Source organism: Microbacterium sp. NPDC077644 (assembly GCF_040702785.1).
GTDB lineage: Bacteria > Actinomycetota > Actinomycetes > Actinomycetales > Microbacteriaceae > Microbacterium.
Map to the genome: position 1 here is coordinate 581842 of NZ_JBFBME010000002.1, position 21516 is coordinate 603357.

Below are 21516 nucleotides of genomic sequence, written 5' to 3' on the forward strand. Positions count from 1 at the left end.
CAGTCAGATGGCCATCGCGTACTCGCCGAACCCCATCGCGATCAGCAGCGACAGCACGGCGAGGACGAGGACGACCGGGGTCATCGTGTACCGCTCCGGCTTGCTGCGCGAGATCGCGTTCATGACGATGCCGATCGCGAAGTACGCGAAGACGATCCACATGGCGACCTGCGCGACGACATCCGGCAGCAGCGACGTGATGCCGGCCCGCTCCCACGCGATGAACGCGATCAGGGCGTAGATGACGATCGAGACGGCGCTGCCGATGCGCAGATTGCGCGGCAGCACGCGGTGCTGACCTCCCCAGGCGAAGTGTCCCCAGGGCGCTCCCGCGGCGAGCGCGATCTGGAACACCGCGAGCAGGGCGAGGATCATCGTCAGTGCGAGCGCGAAGGGCACGGCTACACGGTAGCGGTCCTGGGTCGGCGGGAGGAAGCCGCTACTCGCGCGGCCGCAGCCGGACCCCCGGCAGCGCGGGCGCCGGCAGCGGCTTCGGCTGATCGGGCGGGAACTCTCCGAAGAGGGCTCGCTTGCCGACATCCTGCGGGTCGGCGGGCTCGAAGCCGAGCTCGGCCTGGTACCGGCGGCGGAACTCGACGATCTCGTCGTGATCGCGCCCGACGAAGTTCCACCACATGACGATCTGCTCGCCGAGCGGGACGCCGCCGAGCAGGATGATGCGGGCACCGGCATCCCCCGCGGCGATCTCGATCGTGTCGGACCCGGGCGGCACGTAGGCGAGTGAGCGGTGGGCGACGGCCGCGCCGTTCACCGTGACGTCGTCGCTCTCGGCGAGCACGGCGAGCTCGAAGTCGGCGCGCACCGGCAACCGCACGACGACGCCGGCGTCGAGCATGAGCTCGGCACCCAGCAGATCGGGTGTCCGGGTGTCGACGGGAGAGGCAGAATCCAGGAGCGAGCCGATGAAGACCCGCACGGTCGCACCGGGAATCTGCACCGGCTCCGGCTCGTAGTGGGCGAACGCGTTCTCGCCGAACCGGGTCGCATCCGGCATCGCATACCAGAGCTGCACGCCGTGCAGGGTGGTGGTCGCGGGGTCGCTGAGCTCCTGGTGCGTGATGCCGCGGCCGGCGATCATGAGGTTCAACTCGCCGGGGACGACCGCGGCAGCGTTACCCCCGGAGTCGAGGTGGTCGATCCGTCCGCTGAACAGCCACGAGACCGTGGCGAGACCGGTGTGCGGATGCCGCGGCACCTGCATCCCGCCCGTGTCCGACACGTCGTCGGGCCCGTAGTGATCGAGGAAGCACCAGGCGCCGACGAGTGAGCGCTGCTTCTGCGGCAAGGTGCGGTAGACGGTCATGGCGCGCGGCCCGCCGAGCGGCACCAGGCGCGGCTCGAGCACCTCGGTCGCCGTGCACAGCTCGCCGGCGTCCAGGACCTCGACGTCGGGCGACCGCTCGAGGTTCGTCATCGCACGAGTTTCCCGTCGGCATCACGAGGACGCACCGGATGCTCGCTGAGGATGGAGATCCGGTTGAAGGCGTTGATCGTCACGGCCACCCACTCGGCGGCGACGAAGGTCTCATCGCCGAGCACGGACCGGGCGCCTTCGAGGTCGGCTCTGGATTCCTCGCTGAGCGGCAGCACGGTGGCCGCCTCGGCGATCGCGAGCACGGCCTTCTCGCGCTCATCGAACAGGTCGGTCTCGCGCCAGCCGGGCAGCAGATCGAGCTTCTGCTGCGGGATGCCGGCATCGCGGGCCTCGCGCGCGTGCAGGTCCATGCAGAAGGCGCACTGGTTGATCTGGGAGGCGCGCACCTTGATGAGCTCGGACTCCTGAATGCTCAGTCCGCCCTTCTCCGCCGCCTCGCGGACCGCCGTCGAGAAGGTCGACGCAGCCTTCCAGGCGTCGGGCATGGTCTTGTCGAGGAACGGTCGCATGGATTCTCCGATCATCGGAAGGGTCGTCAGGACGGATGCTCTGGCTCGATCGTATCGAGCCGGTCGTGGTCGTGCGCCGGGTCGTTCGCCCGGTCAGCCGCCCGGCGTCAGCGACGGGATGCCGACGAGCGCGCGGAGCCGGTCGGCGTCGACGTTCGCACCGAACGCCGGGTTTCCGGGCTCGAGCCGGATCCCCTCCGCGAGGTCGCCGACGACCACGGGGTCGAACCCGAGCGCGTCGACGATCTCCGCCGCCGTCTCGAGGTCGTCGGGCCCGTCACCGGCGATCGCGATCGCCTTGCGACCGGGCTGCCGGGCTGGTCTCGCCTCGCCTTCGAGGTCGTGGTAGCCCATGTGGTTCAGCGCCTTGACGACCCGTGACTGGGGCACGAGCTGCTGGACGAAGACGCTCGACGACAGACCGCCGGGCAGGATCTGTTCGCGGGGACCGTCGACCTCCCACCAGTGGTTCATCGTGTCGATCACGAGCTTGCCGCGGAGGTGCTCCACGGGGAGCGTGCGGTGCTTGCCGAGCGGGAGGGCGAGGATCACGACGTCGGCCTCCTCGGCCACCTGCGCGGGCCACCCGGGCGTCGTGCCGGGCGTGAGGACCTCTGCCGTCAGCGCGATGCGCGCAGGGTCGCCGGATCCGGAGAGGAGGACGCGGTATCCGGCTGCGACGGCGAGGCGAGCCAGCACCGTGCCGACCTTGCCCGCGCCGAGGATGCCGATAGTCAGCGTCATCACGCGGCCGGCTTCTCGGCGAGCAGTTCGCGCACGCGCGGGATGACCTGCGTCCCGTACAGCTCGACCGAGCGCAGGCGGGCGGATGCCGAGACGGAACCGGCCGCGGAGTAGATCATGTCGAAGCGCCCGACGTCGAGGGCGCGGATCGCGTCGGCCATGCGCCGCGCGACCGTTTCGACCGAGCCGACGTAGAGCGAGCCGTGCTCGACGTCGTTCGCGAACTCGCCGGGCTGCAGCGGCGGCCAGCCGCGCAGCGCGCCGATCCGGTCGCGGATCTCCTTGTAGCCGGGGTAGAACAGCTCCCTGGCCTCGTCGTCGGTGGCGGCGATGAATCCGGGCGAGTGCATGCCGACCGGCCGGGGCTGCGTGCCGAGCTGCTCGTGCGCGCGCCGGTACAGGTCGACGTAGGGCGCGAAGCGCGCGGGCGCGCCGCCGATGATGGCCAGCATGAGCCCGAACCCGTACTGCGCCGTGCGCAGCACGGACTGCGGCGAGCCGCCGACTCCGACCCACGTGTCCAGGCGCCCGGAGTCGGTCTTCGGGTAGACGTCGGCGTCGTGGAGGGCCGCGCGCGTGGTGCCCTCCCAGGTGACCGGCTTCTCCTCGAGGAGCTTGTGGAAGAGGTCGATCTTCTCCTCGAACAGCACCTCGTAGTCGGTGAGGTCGTAGCCGAACAGCGGAAACGACTCGGTGAAGGAGCCGCGCCCGAGGATGATCTCGGCACGGCCGTCGGAGAGCGCGTCGACCGTGGCGAAGCGCTGGAAGACGCGTACCGGGTCGTCGGAGGAGAGGACGGTGACGCCGGAGGAGAGCCGGATGCGCTTCGTCGCCGTCGCGATGCCGGCGAGCACGGTCTCGGGGCTCGAGATCGCGTAGTCGGGCCGGTGGTGCTCGCCGAGCGCGACGACGTCGATGCCGACCTGGTCGGCGAGGACGGCCTCGGCCACGGTCGCACGGATGGCCTCGGCGTGCGAGACCACTTCTCCCCGGTCGTCGCGGGGCAGGTCGCCGAAACTGTCGATGCCGAACTCGATCTGCGAAGCATCCATCCGCTCGCCCTCTCTCAAATCTGATTGACGTGTGAATCACTTACGAATATGATACACATGTCAACTACTTGGAGGGCCGATGGGTACCCGAACGCATCGTGAGCTGCCGACCAGCGATGAGCTGGCCGTGTGGCGTGCGCATCTCGAGGCTTTCGACATCGCCCGCTCCCGCATCGAGGCACGGCTGCATCACGACTCGCAGCTGTCCACCGGTGACTACAAGGTGCTGCTCGCGCTCAGCGAAGCCGACGGCAAGACGATGCGGTCATCCGAACTCGCCGCTGAGATCTCGTGGGAGCGCAGCCGCCTGTCCGGCCAGCTCGGACGCATGGAGAAGCGCGGCCTCATCCGCCGCGAACCGTGCGTGGAGGATGCCCGCGGGTCGCATGTGATCCTCACGGATGCCGGTGCCGCGGCGTTCAAGGCCAGCACGATCCCGCACCTGCGCGCCATCAAGGAGATCTTCGTCGACGCGTTCAGCGCTGATCAGATCGAACTAATGGGGGAAGCGGCGGCGAAGCTGCGGGAGCACCTGACCGCCGCGACCTGAGTCGGCCAGACGCCGCTCAGGCAGACGCCGACTCCGATCAGTTGAAGTCGCCGCCACCTGTAGGAACCGCTTGGAGATGTCCTCGGCGACGGCGCCAATCCGCCGAGGTCTTCAGGCAGTTGTCCACCTCGAGGGCCGGGTGTCCCACGCCGATCTGTCCGTTTCACCCGAACATGTTGGTTCCGGGCCTGTTCAATCCCTGTCGCGCAGATAGTTGTAGAAGTCGAGGCCCTGATACGTAAGGCGGACCGACCTTCCTTCCTCTGCAGGACCCGTGCGCGGCTTGCCGGCAATCAACAATCCCTCAGCAGCGAGCTCATCGCATAAGTGGCTCACGTGTGCCTCGCTGCGCTTCCTGTGCATGATGGCCAGCTGGTCCCGCACAGCGACGGTACCTCCCTGTACTGTTCGCGCATTGTGGCCGGCGAGCTCCACGATCGCCTCGAGTACAGAAATGTGCATCGCTGTCATCCGGATCGCTCGATGCAACAGCGGCTCGGACTTTGACCGCCATCTCTTCTTGACTCCCGCAACGAGAGCGTTGCGTAAATACTGGATCCGCTCTTGGTCAGCCGTCTCCTGCATTGCGCGAACAGCGACAGTTATGTTTGCGATGAACTGGTCTGACTTGACCACCTTCTCGACGCCGGGCTCATCCTCCAACTTAAGTGCAAGCCGTTCCAGGTCTGCCACGATGTCATCAAGCAGGCGTTGAGTTCTTGCCTGCTGAGCGTGAGAGATCGCGTAGCCGAACGCCGTGGAGATAGGACCTCCAACGATTGGCAGTGCAGAGAATGCCGCCTGCGCAAGAAGAGCTGCGCTCGTCTCGACCTTGTCCTTGGTCTTCTCATCCATTCTCAGACCGTAGCGCGCCAGAGTGGACACACTCCGCATTACCACTCGCGGCCGTCGAGATGTCACTCGCCCGCAAGGATCCCAGCTCAGCTCCGTCCAAACTCTCGCATCAAGCGCCCTCCGGCATGGTCGAGATTCCGAGGCGCTTCGGCGCGACGAGTGGCCCCTGCGTGAGTCTCGCCGAAGTCCGGCAGGCGGGCTAACCGGCGGTGGGTGGCGCCATCCTGACGGACGTTATGAAGCCCACGCCCATATGGTTCTCAATGATCTTGAAGGCTGGCGTTTCGGCGAGTGTCTGGATACACGCGTGATGAACGCTTAGCACTGCCTCCTGCAGTTCATCATCCGCCTCAAGCATCTCGACGATGATGCCGATCTCTTTCGCCTTCTCTGCCGGAATGTGCCGGTCGTGAGACAAGGTGAGCTCGTGGCTGGCTAGTTCGCTGACCACTGCGGCGGCCCGCGACTCCGCATCCGGCTCGCCCAAGTACATCCCTGTAGCGAGCCATTCGCGAACCATCTGCTCTGCCCAAACGATGGCCTTCTGCGATTCGCCGATCAACGTCGGGGGGTATTTCGCGAGGATCGGTTGCCACACGGGAATTGCGGCAGGATCCTTTCGAATCTCGTCGGCTGCCGTCGTAAACTCAGCGACCAGCGCATGGGCCGGCATCCCCATGATCTGAGGATCGATCGGCCCCAGGCTCGAGTGCTTACCCATCAGGACAGCCTTCGCCGACAACGCGATCATCGTCCCTGCGGACATCGCAAGTTGCGGAACGATGACGCGAATATCGGTTCCGAACATCGCTCGCAGATAGTGCACGAGCGACTCGGTCGCGGCGACGTTTCCGCCAGGGGTGTGAAGTAGTAGGTCCAGGCCCCTTGACCGGTCCAGCTCATGGATAGTGGCCATGAACCCGTTCTTGTCCGAGTCGTTGACCTCTGCACCAGTTAGACCCTGGCTTACAAGAAACTGCTTTTCGTTCCACCCTGAGTAGTAAACGATCGTGTTTCTGCCTGTGACCTCGGCGAGCTTGGCCAAGTGCTGCCGTCGTACAACGTCATGTACGGATCCAGCAGCCTTGATCTCCCCCTGGACTTTGTCCCAACTCGGCATCAGACGAACGGCTGCGAAGACGTGGAGATCACCACATCAAACGAGATCTTCGGCTGGGCGCCAGAGCCGACCAGGAACTGGGCACGGTCCTGCGCCGTCGCCAAGCCCATCCGCGCATACATGGACTCGATGAGCTCCAACGACGTCTTGTCATCAGTCAGCTGTTCGTTGTCAGGCTCCGCCGTTGGGGTGGTCATCCGCTCTCCAGATCAGACAGGTGTGGCCGTTCGTCGAGTATTGCACAGAGCGTTGGGCGGTGATTGTAGCGCGTGCGCCTGACATTCTTCGGCGCGCGCTCAACTAGCTCGTACCGACGCTGCCGTCGGCGCCAGCGCTTGATTTCCTCAACACGCTGTAGGCATTTCGACAAGAGTCGCTCACCCTACGGTGACGAGTCGGCTTGATCCTCGTTCGACGACCGCTCTTCATCCCGAATCGCGTAGTAGTACGGCGTGAAGGCCAGCAGGAATGCCATCCACCATGCGTACAGCGCCACGTCACCGCGTGACTCCGCCTCATCTAGGAGACCGTGCGCAACTCGATTGCGCAGGTTCGGGCCGGTCGGCCCGCAGAAGAGGGCTCGAATGTTCCACGCGAGGTCCTCACCGAGAACCTCATTCGCTTCCGGAAGCTCCATGAGCGCGCTCAGCCCTGGCTCCATCTCCGTGTCATTGGTTTTCAGGTTGCGCGTCTCAACTCCGCTCGCCTGCAGTGCGCCCCGCACGCAGGCTTCGATCGTGGGAGCAAGTATGAACAGTGACTCCGTCACTCGCCCGTAGTAGCCGTGATGGAGCCCGCGGGCATAAAGGCTCTTGCGGTCCGCCGGCACGAACCCTGAGGCGGAGACGATCACCTCGAAGTCCCGGATGTCGAGTCGGTAGTTCGTCGAGAATTGCATCACCGCTGGCCGGATGTGCGCGGTCGAGATCGCCGCAACGTGCAGCGAGTGGTTCTTCACCATCTGCGCCCATCGACTCGGATCGACGCCGGAGCGAAGCCTGTCTTCGTCTGTGCTGTGGACTTTCCGCGCATCGTCCGAGATTGTCGAGCTCGGCACGATGTTCAAGAGCCCCGTCTGATTGGAGGACTGGAGCGCGTCTTCGAAGGTCTGGAGCGGGGCCGCAGAAAACCACCTAGCGAGACCTCGAATGAGGTCGGTGTCGTTTGCGATTGCTTCCGCCTGCTCGACGATCGGAGACAGGTCGATCGGACCGCTGCGGACCTTCTGCATCTCGCCAATCGCGCGCTCGCCAGCCACCCGAATCAACCTCGGGAGCTTCTTGACCCGCTTTCGTGTGCGCTCACTTCGGAGGTGCCGCGGAACCTCACGGTAGGAACTGTAGGCATTGCCTAGGAAGTTTCGCGCGACGAGACTCGAGTCGCTCCGTCGCTTTGCTTCTTGCCACCACGTATCGCCGATCGCCTCTCGACTCGGTGCCGCTAACGCGTCGGCGTCGTTGTCCCGTCGCCACCGGATCGACTCTTCGAGGAGCTGAACCTTCGCATGGGCTGGGAGCTCGGCGCTGGCCAGCGCGTCGAGCCTGTCGGCGATCTCTGCGGAGTGGCCGTTGAAGTAGCGGGCTCGTCGCATCGCCTGCGCAACGTGCCACGCGACGATGGGCTTCCCGCCTCGAAAGGCTTCGAGCGCCCGGGCTGTAAGCGCCTGAACGCCGTCATTGAGGCGATAGCGACCCGCGATCTCAGCTGCGCGGATCCACATCTGCATGAATTGGTCGTCGGGGTCGGGTAGCAGTGAAAGTGCCGCAACAATCTCGGTGTGCTGCTTGGCGAGTGAGAATCGCCGACCCCGATCGCTCTCTCGAACCAACAAGATGTCGCACATGCGCGCCGCGAGCACGGATGGAGGAACCTCTTCAAGAAGTAGGCCAAAGAACTCGAGCGCTTCGTTGTCCAGGTCGTCGGGCAACGCCGTGCGCTTGCCTCCGAGTGACATCAGCGGTGTATACGGGCTATCCCAGTCAGCCCCGTCGAGCATCATCCCGGCAACTGCCGAGAGGCTCCGATACGCGTGCGATCCCGCCGACTCGCTGTCGAGGTCATCCGCGAGCGACTGGAAACGACTGTGCGCGTCGATTAGCGTGTCGTCGCCGACGATTGCACCCACATCGATCGCAGCGAACATCTCCCGTGCCGTCTTCGTCACCGGCCGAGCGTATCGAGTCTGACCGACAATGCTGGCGACGTGCGCGATGAGCCGGTCGCGCCGTCATGGTTCCAACTCTCCATCAAGCGCGGAATACCATACCAATTAGGCCATACCGAAGCCGCTTGGCAGGAACGCTGGATCGGTGGCGAAACGCACCGGACCCGAGGACGAGGCCTGGAGCGACTATGCCGGCCAGCTGGCGACCAATCTCCGGCGGCTGCGCGCTGAGGCCGGCCTCAGCCAGGAGGATGTCGCCTACCGTTCGGGGCTGACGCGCTACACGTACCAGAAGTACGAGAAGGGCGAGTCGAAGCCGGGCACACCTGCGAACCCGACGATCCGCACCCTTCTGGCGATGTCGCAGACGCTCGGCGTGAATCTCACGGATATCCTCCCTCCGCCATGATCGCGAGAATGGCCCTATCGGTCACCAGTTCCACGTCGGGGTTGATGCGTTCGGATTTGCTCCGATCCCGATGACTCTGGTCGACGCCTGGCTTGAGGACCTACGACGCGAGGAAGACGAGATTGCTGCCATCGTTCGCGACCGTACGTCGATGGGGCCAAGCACTCCGCTGTCCGAAGTCGCTGAGCGGCTCGGTATCGCGCTAGACGAGTAGCACGAACGCGGCACGCATCGCCTGTGAACATCAACCACCGAAATCTGAGTGTGAATCAGATTCACTTGACACGGCTTTTTTTGCGCCCTACAGTTAGTCTCACCCCGACCAGAAAGTGGGGATCCGATTCACAACCCGATTGGCTGATAGCATGTACACATTCGAAGCGGCCCTCAATCGCCGCCTCATCCTCGTCGACATCGAGAACATCGTGGGAGGTGGAGTTTCAATGGCAAGCCAGGTTCGCGCAGCGCAGGCCGCGATCGAGGCTGCGGTTGGCTCTCGACCGAGCGACCATGTTGTTGTCGCATGCGGGCGGTTCAGCGTTGACACGGTCGGCTTCGAATGGGCGGGCGCCCACCGCCTCAAGTTTCGCAGCGGCATCGACGGCGCCGACCTGGAGCTCCTCGAAGTTCTCGAGACCGAACGCGTCGGAGCGCGGTTCCCCGAGGTTGTCTTGGTGTCGGGCGATGGGATCTTTGCCGATGCTATCTCCAGCTTGGCTCTCATAAGTGGGACCAGCACCACTGTGGTGACGCGGGCGGATGCGTGCTCGCGCCGCCTTCGGATGGCAGCTAAGAACGTTCTTCACCTCGACTTCGACCCGAACGCATTCATGGAGGCAGCATGACCACGCCAACTCATGAGGGACTCCTCTCTCCGAGTGACATTGCCGACCTTGCCGGCGTTTCGCGCGCTGCGGTCAGCAACTGGCGTAAGCGCATGAGTGACTTCCCGCAGCCGACGGGCGGTAGCGCAAGCAAGCCGCTCTTCGCAGCATCCGAAATCGCCGAGTGGCTCGCGACTCACCCCGAGAAACGGAAGCCTGAGTCCCCAACAGACTCGCCGGCGAAGGTGTGGGAATCACGCCTCTGGGGCGTCGCGAATCTCTTCCGAGGCCACGTCGACGTGCATGACTTCGGCGAGCTCTTCCTCCGTACCGCGGTCGAGTTGATCAACGGGCGGCCTTCCTTCGCGTCGCGCAACGTCAGTCAACGATCACTGGATGAGCTGCGCAATGCGCTCGAGAGCATCCCGCGAGCAGATCTCCCCGCAGCGATCGACGGACTCCTCGAACGCACGTCCCGCGCTCTTGGCAAGGCCGGTGGCGAGACAGGATTCGTGGGATCACGCACAAGCACTCTTCTCGCTTCCCTCGCGGCAACTATCGACGGCGGAACCCTGTACGACCCCGCGTGCGGAGTTGGCGTCGCGCTGCTGCAAGCGCGCGACATGGGAGCAAGTCCGGATCGCATCGTCGGCCACGAGATCAACGAAACGGCCGCGGAGATCGCCCTCGGTCGCGCCGCACTGCGCGGCGTCGATATCGAGGTCCGCATCGCCGATGTGCTCCGCAACGACCCCGATCCCGACCTTCGCGCTGACATGGTCATCGCCGAACCGCCATACGGTCTGCGTGTGGACCCCGAGACCACCCTGCTCGACCCGCGCCTGCGTTTCGGGATCCCGCCGCGTTCCAGTGGCGACTCGTACTGGCTGCAGCATGTGGTGGCGCACCTGGCGCCGGGCGGTGTCGGCTACGTGCTCACGGCGCCCGGAACACTGTTCCGAGGCGGCGCAGAGGCGAAGATCCGGAGGAACCTTCTGCTCGGCGGATGGGTACGAGCTGTCGTGGCCCTCACCGGCAAAATGCTGCCGCAGACGTCGATCGCACCGGTGCTCTGGGTTCTTAGCGAGTCCGAACCATCTGCTCGCGGGAGCGTGCTCCTCGTCGATGCGTCGAAGGTCGAAGCACCCGAGACAGACGTCGCCAGGTGGCTCGCAGACGAAGCTTCGCTCATTGACGTGCCGCACGCGCGCGTGCCCGTTGACGAACTGGCAGCCGGAAACGCCGATCTCAGTCCCGCGCGATGGATGCTGGCAGAAGAGGTAGACAGCGCGCGACTGGTCGAGGACTTCGATCGGGCGTCCGACCTGCTACTCCAGGCGTCCACCGATCTGCCCGCCACAGTGCGGCACTTGGAGCCGCCGCACATCCCCGGCGAACCTCCGGTGCTGACTGTCGCCGCGCTCGTCGAAGCGGGCGCGATCGAGATCGCCCCAGCACGGCCGCCGCGGCAAGGAGATCCCGAGTTCGAGGATCGACGCGTCGACGCAACCGCGGTACGGACCCGCAACTTGGTGCCCGTCACACCCATAGCGACTGGCGAGCACGGGGCACTCACCCAGGCCGGGGACGTGCTGCTGACAACCGTAGATAAGGTTCGAGCGATCGTCGATGACGATGGCGGCCACCTTCCTGTCGGGAGCATCTCCCGCATTCGGATCGTCGATCACACGAAGCTGGATCCCAACTATCTTGCCGACGTTCTCGCTGGTGACTGGAACTCGCGGTTCGCCGCGGGCACCGCCATCCAGCGCATCCCCGTGCGAGAGATCGAGATTCCCATCCCCCCACTGGCGGAGCAGCGAGCCATCCACGCCATCATCAACAAAGCACGTGAAGCGAAGCGACTTGCGAAGCAAGCCTCCGAGGCCGCCGATAGCCTGGCGACAGCGATTCTCAATGCTGTCCGTCATGGTGCTTCCCTGACCAGCAACACCACCGAAGGAACCACCCGATGACGGAACAGCTCACGCTTCCCGAGCTGGAGCAGTACCTCGCGCGCGCCGCCGACCTCCTCCGCGGCAGCATCGACCAGGCTGACTTCAAGGCCTACATCTTCCCGTTGATGTTCTTCAAGCGGATCAGCGACGTCTACCTCGAAGAGTTCGAGCGGGCACTCGAGGAGTCGGGCGGCGACCACGAGTTCGCCGCTTTCGCCGAGAACCACCGGTTCGCGATCCCTGATGGCAATCTTTGGTCGGACGTGCGCGAGAAGACCGAGAACATCGGCACCGCCCTGCAGACCGCATTCCGCGAGATCGAGAAGGCGAACCCCGAGACGCTCTACGGCATCTTCGGCAACGCGAACTGGACCAACAAGGACAAGCTGCCCGACCGCAAGCTCGCCGATCTCATCGAGCACTTCTCCACGAAGATTCTGAGCAATGCGAATGTCGCGCCGGATGTGTTCGGCAACGCGTACGAGTACCTCATCAAGCGGTTCGCAGACCAGTCGAACAAAAAGGCCGGCGAGTACTACACCCCACGCTCAGTCGTCGGCCTGCTGGTGAACATCCTCGATCCCCAAGAGGGCGAGAGCGTCTACGATCCCGCATGCGGGACCGGTGGCATGCTCATCGAGGTCATCGAGCATGTGAAGGATGCTGGCGGCAGCCCCAAGACGCTGTGGGGCAAGCTCTACGGTCAGGAGAAGGTGCTCGCGACGTCGGCGATCGCGCGCATGAACCTGCTGCTCCACGGCGTCGAGGACTTCAAGGTCGTCCGAGAGGACACGCTGCGCAATCCCGCGTTCTACACCGGCAACCGGCTTGCGCGATTCGACAATGTCGTAGCGAACCCGCCGTTCTCCCTCAAAGCTTGGGGCGAGCTCGAGTGGGCATCCGACCGGTGGGGACGGAACCAACTCGGTGGAGTCCCGCCGAAGGGATACGCCGACTGGGCATGGGTGCAGCACATGCTCACCTCGGCCGACCCAAACACGGGCCGAGTCGCGGTCGTGCTGCCCCAGGGTGCGCTGTTCCGCCAAGGGGCCGAGGCGCGCATCCGCACCCACATCCTGAAGGCGAAGAAGGTCGAAGCCGTCATCGGTCTCGCACCGAACCTCTTCTACGGCACGGGCCTCGCAGCCTGTGTGCTGATCCTGCGTCATCAGCGACCCGTCGACCAGCAGGACAAGGTGCTGTTCATCAACGGCGAAGACCTGATGAAGAAGGGCCGGAACCAGAACACCCTCGAGCCCAGGCACGCGAAAGCACTGCTCGACGCGTACCGCGGCTTCGCCGACATCGAGGGACGTGCACACGTTGCCGAACTAGCCGAGATCGAGGGCAACGACTTCAACCTGAACATCCCGCTATACGTCGCACCGGCCGACACGGGCGAGGAGATCACGCTGGCTGATGCGCTGGCGAACCTAGAAGGCGCGCACGAACGCGCGAAAGAGACGAGGGCAGCGCTCGAAGCGGAGCTCGCGAAGTGGGGGCTCAGCGCATGATTGGGCAGATCAGCCAGCGCGAGCTGGAGAACTACCTGTGGGGCGCCGCCGTCATTCTGCGCGGACTCATCGACGCCGGAGACTACAAGCAGTACATCTTCCCTCTGGTGTTCCTCAAACGCCTCTCGGACGTGTACGACGAAGAGCACGCCGCGGCGCTCGACACCTATGGCGATGAAGAACTCGCCGACCTGCCCGAGAACCACCGCTTCGCGATTCCGAACGGATGCCATTGGCGCGACGTTCGCGCGGTGACCGAGAACATCGGCACGACCGTGCTGCGGGCCATGCGGGCCATCGAGTCCGCCAACCCCGACACCCTGCCCGGGGTGTTCGGCGATGGGGAGTGGGGCAACAAGAACCTGCTGCCGGACTCCACTCTCGCCGACCTGATCGAGCACTTCTCGACGCAAACTCTGTCGATCGCGAACCTCCCCGAGGACGAGCTCGGCAACGGATACGAATACCTCATCAAGAAGTTCGCCGACGACTCGGGCCACACCGCGCAGGAGTTCTACACGAACCGCACTCTCGTGCACCTGATGACCCTCATGCTCGAACCGCAGCCCGGGGAGTCGGTGTACGACCCGACGTGCGGCACGGGCGGAATGCTCATCTCGACCGCGGCTGAGGTGAAGCGCCAGGGCCAGGAGTGGCGCAACCTCAAGCTCTACGGCCAAGAGCTCAACTACGGAACGTCGGCCATCGCCCGCATGAACCTCTTCCTGCACGGCATCGCCGACGGCCAGATCGCCCATGGTGACACCCTTGCGAGGCCCGCGTTTCTCAACAGCAAGGGCGGCTTGCGCACGTTCGACGTCGTGCTGGCGAACCCGCCGTACTCGATCAAGGCCTGGAATCGGGATGCTTTCACGAAAGACCCGTACGGACGCAACCTGTGGGGCGTGCCGCCGCAGGGCCGCGCCGACTACGCGTTCTTCCAACACATCGCCAAGAGCCTCGACCCGAGGACCGGGCGTGCCGCGATCCTCTTCCCGCACGGTGTGTTGTTCCGTCGAGAAGAGGCAGCGCTCCGTGAAGCGCTCGTGAAGTCCGACCTTGTCGAATGCGTGCTCGGACTCGGTGAGGGTCTGTTCTACAACTCGCCAATGCCTGCCGCGGTGGTGATCCTCCGCCGCGTGAAACCGAAGGCGAGACGAGGCAAGGTGCTGCTGATCAATGCAGTTGACGAGGTGGCGCGCGAGCAGGCTCAGTCCTTTCTGCGCAAATCTCACCAAACGAAGATCCTCGACGCTTACCGGAGCTTCGCCGACGTCGAACGCTTCGCGGCGGTCGTCACACTCGAGCAGATCGCCGACAAGGAGTTCAGCCTTGCCATTCCGCTGTACGTCAACGGCACCAGCGCGGCAAACGCTGACGAGCAGGTAGACCTTGCCGAAACCCTCACGAGCTGGCATCAGGCGGCGGGCACCTCGGATAGTGCGATCACGGACGTGCTTGCGCTGCTCCGCACGGAGGTGCGCGCGTGAGTCTCAACCTCGACAAGTCCTCGTGGAGGAGGGTTCGCCTCGGGGACGTCGCCGCGGCATCGAAGGAGAAGGTCGATCCGGGCGACGGCTCAGTTGATCGATACATTGCTGGCGAACACATGGACACCGATGACCTGAAGCTCCACCGTTGGGGCGACCCCGACGAGGTCGACCTCGGTCCGGCGTTCCACCGTCGCTTTCGGCCGGGACAGGTGCTGTACGGATCAAGGCGCACCTACCTTCGGAAAGTCGCAGTTGCCGAATTCGACGGTGTGTGTGCGAACACCACGTTCGTCGTCGAGACGAGCGCGGCAGATGTCCTCGCGCAGGAGTTCCTTCCCTTCATCATGACGTCTGAACCGTTCCATGCGTTCGCGATCGCGGAGTCCAAAGGGTCGGTCAACCCGTACGTGAACTGGTCAGACATCGCCCGTTACGAGTTCGACCTCCCACCTCTCGACGCGCAGAAGCGCATCACCGACGTTCTCTGGACGGTCGAGCTGGCCTCAAGGGCGCAGCAGGAACGTCGCCTCGCTCTATCTGTCGCACGGCAAGTATGGCTAGACGGTCTCATTGCTGACTTCGTTGCTGCCAAGCACATCAGCTTCTCTGAGACCTGGACGCGGTCGCCCGAGAGCGGTCATTCTGCCGCGCCAGTCGATGAGACGACAGGTCGCTATGTACTCTCACTCGCTGCACTCGGGCCCGAGGGCTACCGTCCCGGGAATCTCAAGAACGTCCGTGACACACCACAAATTCGATCCGCGGTACTGCGCAGAGGCGACCTACTTGTCTCCCGCGCGAACACAGTTGACGCCGTCGGCAGGGTCGGCATCTTCTCGGAGGACCGCGACGACATCTCCTTCCCGGACACAATGATGCGGCTTAGTATCCGCGACGACATCATCCCCGCGTTCGCAGCCACGGTGATCGGCAGCGCACATGGGCGAGCCCACATGCGACGCTCTGCGGCGGGAAGCGCCACAAGCATGGTGAAGATCAATCGCACATCCCTTGGACGTCTGCCGTTTCCTGTGACTGCGCGGAAGAATCAAGAATCGTTGCTGGCGGATCTGTCGCGACTGGACGAGGCCGTGGCGGCCAGCACCTGCGAAGCGGACCAGCTCTCCGCTCTACGTTCAGCACTCACCGCAGAAGCATTCGGAGGCAACTGATGGCGCAGTTCAACGAGGCGAACTCGGTCCGCGACTTCGTCCGTGATCTGATCACGTCCCCGGACGTGCAATTCCTGCCGGGTAGCCAGCTTCCGCGGCGCGCGGATGACGTGCTGCTCGAGGGACTTGTCACGGCGGCGCTGATCCGGCTGAACCCCGAGATCGCCGCTGATCCGCGCAAAGCGGATGAGGTCATCCACGTGCTGCGGGCTATCCTGCTCTCGGCGCGCAACAGTGCACATCCGGTGGTCGCGAACGAAGAGTTTATGCTGTGGCTGACGGGCCAGAAGTCGATGCCGTTCGGCCCGCAGGGCGAGCACACCACGGTGCGTCTCATCGACTTCGACCACCCGGAGGACGACTCGAACCAGTGGATCGTGACGACCGAGGTGACGTTCCAGCTCGGGCGCCTAGGCAAGCGATTCGATCTGGTTCTGTGGTGCAACGGCTTCCCGCTGGTCGTGGGCGAGGCGAAGACGCCGATCCGTGCCGCGTACTCGTGGATCGACGCGGCCGCGCAGATCCACGACGACTACGAGGCAAGCGTTCCGCAGTTCTTCGTGCCGAACGTGCTGTCGTTTGCAACCGAGGGCAAGGACTTCCGCTTCGGATCCATTGGGATGCCAGTGGAGTTGTGGGGTCCGTGGCGTGAGGAGGCAACCGATCCAGCCGCGCCGGCGAAGGTTGGACTCGAGGCGGTCAAGGACGCGGTGAACGGCGTGCTGGCACCGGCATCCGTTCTCGATTTCCTGCGGTTCTTCACCGTATTCGCGACCGATGCGAAGCATCGCAAGATCAAGGTGATTGCGCGTTACCAGCAGTTCCAGGCGACGAACCTCATTGTGGAGCGCGTTCTGCACGGACGGATCAAGCAGGGTCTCATCTGGCACTTCCAGGGGTCGGGCAAGTCGCTGCTGATGGTGTTCTCGGCGCTGAAGCTGCGCGCGATGGCCGAGCTGACGAACCCGACGATTCTGATCGTGGTCGATCGGATCGATCTCGACACGCAGATCACCGGCACATTCAATGCCTCGGACGTCCCGGGACTGGTCTCGACCGACTCGCGCAAGGAGCTGCAGACGCTGCTGAGTCAAGGGGCGCGAAAGATCATCATCACGACGATCCACAAGTTCGGCGAGATCGACGGTGTGCTCGATGACCGGCACAACATCATCGCGATGGTCGACGAGGCCCACCGTTCGCAGGAGGGCGACTACGGGCAGAGGATGCGCGAGGCGCTCCCGAACGCGTTCCTGTTCGGTCTCACGGGCACGCCGATCAACAAGCGCGACCACAACACTTTCATGTGGTTCGGGTCGCCCGAGGACGAGGGCGGGTACCTGTCGCGGTACTCGTTCCAAGATTCGATCCGCGACGGCGCGACCCTGCCGCTGCACTTCGAACCGCGGCTGTCAGAGATCCACCTCGACCAGGAGAAGATCGACGCCGCATTCGAGGAACTTGCGGTGGAGCGCAACCTGACCGAGGCCGAGAAGATCACGCTGTCGAAGAAAGCAGCATCCATCGAGGTCCTCATCAAGGCACCCGAGCGCATTCGCCAGATCGCGGATGACATCGTCACGCACTTCACGGAGAAGGTCGAGCCGGAGGGCTTCAAAGCGCAGCTGGTCGCCTACGACAAGGCGTCCTGCGTCGCGTACAAGGAGGCGCTCGACACGATGCTGCCGCCCGAGGCATCCACAATCGTCATGTCAAAGGCGCGCACCGATCCGGCGTCTTGGGCGCAGTGGACACCGGGTGCCGACGAGCTAGAGCAGGTCGTCGCGCGCTTCAACGACCCGGCGGATCCGCTGAAGATCATCATCGTCACGGCAAAGCTGCTCACCGGGTTTGATGCCCCGATCCTCCAGACGCAGTACCTCGACAAGCCACTCAAGGAGCACACGCTCCTCCAGGCGATCACTCGCACCAACCGGGTGTACCCGCCGAGCAAGACGCACGGCCTGATCGTCGACTACCTCGGCATCTTTGACGACGTCGCGAAGTCGCTTGCGTTCGACGAGGCCTCGGTCCAGCGGGTGATCTCGAACATCGAGGAGCTGAAGGCTGACCTTGCGCCTGCGATGGCTGCGGCGCTCTCGTTCTTCCCCAGGGTGGATCGGTCGATCGGCGGTTACGAGGGGCTCATTCAGGCGCAGGCCGCGATCGCGGACGACGGGTCCAAGGATGCGTTCGGGCTCGCATACAGCGTCGTCTCGCAGTTGTGGGAGGCACTCAGCCCGGACCCGATGCTCAAGGACTTTCGCGACGACTACAAGTGGCTGACGGATGTCTACGAGTCCGTGCGGCCGGCCGACATCACCGGCCGCCTCGTGTGGCACGCGCTTGGCGCGAAGACCATCGAGCTGATCAACGAGAGCGTCCACGTCGAGATCCCGCAGGGCGACGAGACAATCGTCCTCGACGCACAGACGATCGAAGACCTGATGACCGGCAAACGCAAGGATGTCTCGACGGAGGAGATCGAGAAGCAGATCACGGCGCGTATCGCCCGGCACCTCGACAACCCGGTCTTCATCGAACTCGGTCAGCGCCTGAACGCGCTGCGTGAGAAGTACGCGGACATCCAGCAATCGAGCCTCGATTTCCTCCGCGATCTCCTCGAGCTGGCCAAGGATACGGTCGCTGCCGAGAAGGCCGAGATGGAGATCCCGCGCGAGGAGCGAGGGAAAGCTGCGCTCACCGAGTTGTTCGAGGCGCTGAAGGGCGACGAGACGCCGATCATCGTCTCCAACGTCGTCGATCGTGTGGACGAGGTCGTGCGCGCGGTCCGCTTCGACGGCTGGCAGTCGACCCTCGAAGGCGATCGCGAGGTGCGCAAGGCCCTACGCCAGACGCTCTACGTTCAGTTCAAGATCCGCGACAACGACGTCTTCGAGAAGGCCCTGGGGTACGTGCAGGAGTACTACTGATGAGTGGACTCGAACCACTCATCGCTTCCGGACTCGCAGTCGGCAAGGCTGCGCCCGCGGCCGTTGGACGCCTCGCCGCCGCAATCGGGTTGAAGCTGGCAAAGTCGTGGACGTGGCGATGGCGAGTTGCCTGGCGAGTGAAGCAACAGACTGGAGTCGCATTTCCCTCTAGACCCTACCGAGCATGGCTAAAGGAGATCGCAGCGGAGGAACTGCGAAAGCCTGTCGGAGAAGTTGGCGCGGCGCTCGCAGTCAGACTCGATGTGGCGCTGTCGGCTAATCAAACCTGGTCGCTGCGAGACGACCGCCACTCAGCAGCGCTGGAGCTCGTCCAGGCGACCTATCTTGCCGCTGTCGCCCTCTCGGATCCCGGCGACGCGGCGCTGCTCGAAGAGACGTGGGCGCGATCCCGTCATGACGAGCTGCTCGGACGTCTTGCTCAGGTGACTTCAGGAAGACCGCTACTCAGCCGCGCAGATCATGGGGAACTACTGCTAGCTCAGTCCTCGGCGCGACGTCGGCGCAGGTTAACCGCGCTCGGAGTGTCAGAAGACCGCGTTGCCAGCACACTCGGCGTCCTCGAAGCTAACTCGCCATTGGTCGAGCCCGGGACCCTCGTGATCATCGTGGGCTCGTTCGGTGCGGGTAAGTCAGAACTGGCTGAAACCTGGATCCGCCAACGCATCGCAGAATACGTGGACGGCGCCTCGCCGGCGGTTCCCGTTTGGCTCCACGCGAGCGAGCTGGGCCACCAAGCTCTTGAGGAGAGTCTGGCTCGGCACGTAAGACACGACGAGCCGTGCGCGATCGTGGTTGATGGCCTTGACGAAGTCGACGGCCAAGTCGCGGCACGGATCGTCGATCGTGTGGGCGTCTTCGTCGAGACGAGAGATCGGTCTGTTGCTCTCCTTACATCCCGTCATGGCGTGCTTCCCGAGTCCAATGAACAGCAACCATGGGACGGCGTATCGGCCGACCAGGCTCGTCTCCTCATCGAGTCGGTCTCCGGAACGAGCCATGCGACCTGGGGCTGGAATCCAATGCTGGTGGAATCCGTGCGGCGGCCCTTTTTCGCAATCGGTGCCGGAATTCTACTCGCTGAAGGCGCAAAGGCCTCCAGTCAGGCAGATCTTGTTCGACGGCTAGTCGAGCGGGCGCTTGCAACGCCTTCATCGTCCGAGGCGTCAGTCCGAGATTCCGAGCTGTATCGCCTCCTGGTGCGCGCCTCTGTCGCGCTCGTCACGAGCGGTGGCAACTCCGACGGCCTTACGTTCCAGGAGCGACAGCACATCAGAGCGACACGCCTCATCACAGGCTCCGAGAGCACCGTTGAGTTCACTCTTCCCATCTTCCAGCAATGGTTTGCGGCCCAGGCCCTGCTCACGCAAGACGGGTTGTTGATCAAGGCCATGTCCGATCCGCGGTCATTCGATCGATGGCGCTGGTCGATGTCGATTGCTGGGCTGTCAGTGCGCACCGGCGCGGAATTTGATCAGTTCGCTCAGATCCTCCTGCAAGCTAATCCGGGCGGCGCTGCCTGGGTTCTAGACCAGATCTCCTCAGCGCGCGGATGGCCAAGTAGGGACGCGAACGAATTCGTCGACCGGACCACAGCCGGTGCCCGAATCTTGCTCGCCACGCGCACGTGGATCAATGCAACCGGTGTCCTTGCTCCAGCGTTGTTCCCGATCAAGAGCACGGATCAGCCCATTTCTCTCCGGGTCTCGGTCCGCGGCGGCGTCGTCGGCACGGCATGGGATCGCGTCGTGCCAAGATCTGACACAGTCGTCGACCTCGGCCCGGGCTTCGACGTTCATAGCGACGACTCGTGGCTCGTGTACACCGAGGGTGGTGCGATCCAGGGCTACGAATGGCCGTGGGCGCGTCAACAGGATCGTGTTGCGAAGGGAATGTCGAAGGCACTCGAAAACGCCTACAGGCTTGGCCCAATCGGCGGCGTCTGGCACGTCGAATCGCGATATCGACTTGCGAGGATCGTGGCGAACGACCGAACGATGTTCTTCAAGCCGCTGGATCGACTGTCGATAGCCAAGCGCGTGGGCGAGCTCCTCGGCATCGTCGAGGACCCCGAGCACACACGTTTCGTCCTCGATGGTGGCGAAGTGGAAGGGCGGGATTTGATCGATCTGGCCGAGTGGATCGAGTCCATCGAGGACGCGGCGATTCAAAGGCCTTTACCGGCGCCTGATCAAGATCTCCAAACTGGTTGGGTATGGAGTGCCTACTCGGACGAAGGCCTGCTGAAGTTCGTCGCGGAGGCCTACGGCCAAGCATGCCTCGCATACGATGAGGCTCGATCCGCTGCGTTCTCTGACTTCGCTTGGTCGATGGGGACTGCCAGACCCGCCGAGTTTGGAGTAGTCGCGGTTGTGGAGCCTCCCGATCTCGGAGACGGATGGACCGGTGCGCCCGGCCTTACGATGGCGGTCGTCCCGCTTCACATCGTTGTGGCGGAAACTCGACGCTTCGGATCCGCGTCCAGATTGTCGAGCAACGGCAGAGCACTCACCGTCGCGCGGACCGAAACCGGATTGCCCGACGGACGTGAGGCCGAGCATGACTACTTTGTCGATCTGATTCACAAGATCCCCCTTGACGAACTTGGCCCCTTCGGGAGCCGATCAATCGTCACCGAAAGGATCGACTTCACGTCACACTCGCGCCCCGCAACAGAGATCGCACTGCGATGGATTTGGAGCGACCTGGAGTCCGTGAAACTCGCGCATGGCACACGCCCAAGAATCAATTGACGCCGCTTAGAAGCAGTTCGTACCGGTTCGGCGCAACAGCGGCACACCTAGC

Annotated in this window: 18 protein-coding genes; 9 read left to right on the forward strand and 9 right to left on the reverse strand. The window is 64.0% G+C overall.

What is annotated here, in order from left to right:
• Positions 1-3 precede the first annotated feature (3 nt).
• The 5 genes from AB0269_RS09755 to AB0269_RS09775 form a co-directional block, all read right to left on the reverse strand.
• Positions 4-399, reverse strand: coding sequence for a hypothetical protein (locus AB0269_RS09755; protein ID WP_366211007.1), 396 nt, complete (start codon positions 397-399; stop codon positions 4-6).
• Between the two features lie 40 nt (positions 400-439).
• Entirely contained in the window at positions 440-1435 is a 996-nt protein-coding gene (locus tag AB0269_RS09760) for a pirin family protein (protein ID WP_366211008.1), read from the reverse strand.
• Positions 1432-1905, reverse strand: coding sequence for a carboxymuconolactone decarboxylase family protein (locus tag AB0269_RS09765; RefSeq protein WP_366211009.1), 474 nt, complete (start codon positions 1903-1905; stop codon positions 1432-1434). Before AB0269_RS09765 ends, AB0269_RS09760 begins: the two co-directional genes overlap by 4 nt.
• 93 nt (positions 1906-1998) lie before the next feature.
• Positions 1999-2649, reverse strand: a complete 651-nt coding sequence (locus AB0269_RS09770; protein ID WP_366211459.1) for an NAD(P)-binding domain-containing protein — start codon at positions 2647-2649, stop codon at positions 1999-2001.
• Entirely contained in the window at positions 2649-3701 is a 1053-nt protein-coding gene (locus tag AB0269_RS09775; protein ID WP_366211010.1) for an LLM class flavin-dependent oxidoreductase, read from the reverse strand. Before AB0269_RS09775 ends, AB0269_RS09770 begins: the two co-directional genes overlap by 1 nt.
• Positions 3702-3780: 79 nt before the next feature.
• Here AB0269_RS09775 and AB0269_RS09780 point away from each other — a divergent pair, with 79 nt between their 5' ends.
• On the forward strand, positions 3781-4251 hold the full coding sequence (locus AB0269_RS09780; protein WP_366211011.1) for a MarR family transcriptional regulator: 471 nt from the start codon (positions 3781-3783) through the stop codon (positions 4249-4251).
• Between the two features lie 192 nt (positions 4252-4443).
• On the opposite strand, the gene AB0269_RS09785 is transcribed toward AB0269_RS09780, so the two are convergent.
• From AB0269_RS09785 to AB0269_RS09800, 4 genes are all read right to left on the reverse strand, one after another.
• Positions 4444-5106, reverse strand: coding sequence for a hypothetical protein (locus AB0269_RS09785; protein ID WP_366211012.1), 663 nt, complete (start codon positions 5104-5106; stop codon positions 4444-4446).
• 199 nt (positions 5107-5305) lie between these two features.
• Positions 5306-6151: a hypothetical protein gene (locus AB0269_RS09790; RefSeq protein WP_366211013.1), complete on the reverse strand. Its 846-nt coding sequence runs from the start codon at positions 6149-6151 to the stop codon at positions 5306-5308.
• A 74-nt stretch (positions 6152-6225) separates the two neighbouring features.
• A complete protein-coding gene (locus AB0269_RS09795) occupies positions 6226-6423 on the reverse strand; it encodes a hypothetical protein (protein ID WP_366211014.1) in 198 nt (65 codons plus the stop codon).
• A 185-nt stretch (positions 6424-6608) separates the two neighbouring features.
• Positions 6609-8390 (reverse strand): DUF4209 domain-containing protein, encoded by a 1782-nt coding sequence (locus tag AB0269_RS09800; RefSeq protein ID WP_366211015.1) that lies wholly within the window; start codon positions 8388-8390, stop codon positions 6609-6611.
• Between the two features lie 145 nt (positions 8391-8535).
• Between AB0269_RS09800 and AB0269_RS09805 the strand changes: the two genes are divergently transcribed.
• The 8 genes from AB0269_RS09805 to AB0269_RS09840 all read left to right on the forward strand — a co-directional run bounded on the left by AB0269_RS09805 (position 8536) and on the right by AB0269_RS09840 (position 21464).
• On the forward strand, positions 8536-8799 hold the full coding sequence (locus AB0269_RS09805; RefSeq protein WP_366211016.1) for a helix-turn-helix transcriptional regulator: 264 nt from the start codon (positions 8536-8538) through the stop codon (positions 8797-8799).
• Between the two features lie 365 nt (positions 8800-9164).
• Positions 9165-9644, forward strand: coding sequence for a hypothetical protein (locus AB0269_RS09810; RefSeq protein ID WP_366211017.1), 480 nt, complete (start codon positions 9165-9167; stop codon positions 9642-9644).
• Positions 9641-11599: an N-6 DNA methylase gene (locus tag AB0269_RS09815; RefSeq protein WP_366211018.1), complete on the forward strand. Its 1959-nt coding sequence runs from the start codon at positions 9641-9643 to the stop codon at positions 11597-11599. Before AB0269_RS09810 ends, AB0269_RS09815 begins: the two co-directional genes overlap by 4 nt.
• A complete protein-coding gene (locus AB0269_RS09820; RefSeq protein WP_366211019.1) occupies positions 11596-13095 on the forward strand; it encodes a class I SAM-dependent DNA methyltransferase in 1500 nt (499 codons plus the stop codon). The genes AB0269_RS09815 and AB0269_RS09820 overlap by 4 nt, the downstream gene beginning before the upstream one ends.
• Positions 13092-14585, forward strand: coding sequence for a class I SAM-dependent DNA methyltransferase (locus tag AB0269_RS09825; RefSeq protein WP_366211020.1), 1494 nt, complete (start codon positions 13092-13094; stop codon positions 14583-14585). Before AB0269_RS09820 ends, AB0269_RS09825 begins: the two co-directional genes overlap by 4 nt.
• Positions 14582-15760 carry a hypothetical protein gene (locus AB0269_RS09830; protein WP_366211021.1) on the forward strand — a complete coding sequence of 393 codons (1179 nt, stop codon included), beginning with the start codon at positions 14582-14584 and terminating at the stop codon, positions 15758-15760. The genes AB0269_RS09825 and AB0269_RS09830 overlap by 4 nt, the downstream gene beginning before the upstream one ends.
• Entirely contained in the window at positions 15760-18693 is a 2934-nt protein-coding gene (locus AB0269_RS09835; protein ID WP_366211022.1) for a type I restriction endonuclease subunit R, read from the forward strand. Before AB0269_RS09830 ends, AB0269_RS09835 begins: the two co-directional genes overlap by 1 nt.
• Complete coding sequence (locus tag AB0269_RS09840) at positions 18693-21464, forward strand: hypothetical protein (protein WP_366211023.1); 2772 nt, start codon at positions 18693-18695, stop codon at positions 21462-21464. The genes AB0269_RS09835 and AB0269_RS09840 overlap by 1 nt, the downstream gene beginning before the upstream one ends.
• Positions 21465-21516 lie beyond the last annotated feature (52 nt).